The organism is Arthrobacter sp. B2a2-09 (assembly GCF_027587375.1).
In the GTDB taxonomy this organism is placed as follows: domain Bacteria; phylum Actinomycetota; class Actinomycetes; order Actinomycetales; family Micrococcaceae; genus Arthrobacter.
On the sequence record NZ_JAMXIC010000077.1, the window covers coordinates 1 to 769 of the forward strand.

Annotated in this window: 1 protein-coding gene; it reads left to right on the forward strand. The window is 63.1% G+C overall.

The window, feature by feature from the left end:
* Positions 1–108 precede the first annotated feature (108 nt).
* Positions 109–768 carry a DUF5134 domain-containing protein gene (locus NFJ07_RS25585; RefSeq protein WP_269998911.1) on the forward strand — a complete coding sequence of 220 codons (660 nt, stop codon included), beginning with the start codon at positions 109–111 and terminating at the stop codon, positions 766–768.
* Position 769 lies beyond the last annotated feature (1 nt).

Below are 769 nucleotides of genomic sequence, written 5' to 3' on the forward strand. Positions count from 1 at the left end.
GAGCTGGAGAAGGAGCAGCCCTAAACAGCGGTCCCCGGCGCCGTCCACAACGGCACCGGGGACCGCACTCTTACCTAACCCAAACCCAGTAGTGAGAGCGTGATCCGCGTGTTCAATCTCCCCGCAATTACCTGGACCCTCACGGCCGTCCTGCTGCTCAGCGGAAGCTATCACCTCCTGCAGGCGGCAAGGTCTCACCAGCGCACGGACCAGGTCAACAAAAGCCTCCATGCCCTCATGAACGTCCTGATGGCTGCCATGTTGTGGAACCTCGTGCCCTCGACCATGCTTGCTCAGATCGCCGTCCTCACCGGCGCGGCACTGTGGTTTATCATTCAGGCGGTCGCCCGGCCGGAATTCAAAACACTCTGCGCGGGTAGCCAGGGCCGGCTGAAGTGCGTCTACCACAGCCTCACCATGGCCGGCGCCGCCCTCATGGTCGCCATGATGGGTCAGGCGACCACCGCCGGCCATGGAATCGTTCCGGCAGACGGAATGCCGATGTCGAACGCCCACCACCCGATGGCAGCCGCAACCCAAAACACGGCGACAATAACACTCGATCGTTCACCCGGCCTGGCGATCCTGCTGACAGTATTCTTCGGAGCCGCGGCAGCGGTATTCCTCATCCTCCTGCTGCGTTTCCGGGCAACGACAACCACCCGCCGCCACGCGACGGCTCCGAGACTCTCCATCCGCGCTGAACACGGACTCGAAGCCCTCGGCGCAGCCGTCATGGCCCTGATGTTCGCCACCATGTCCACATAAC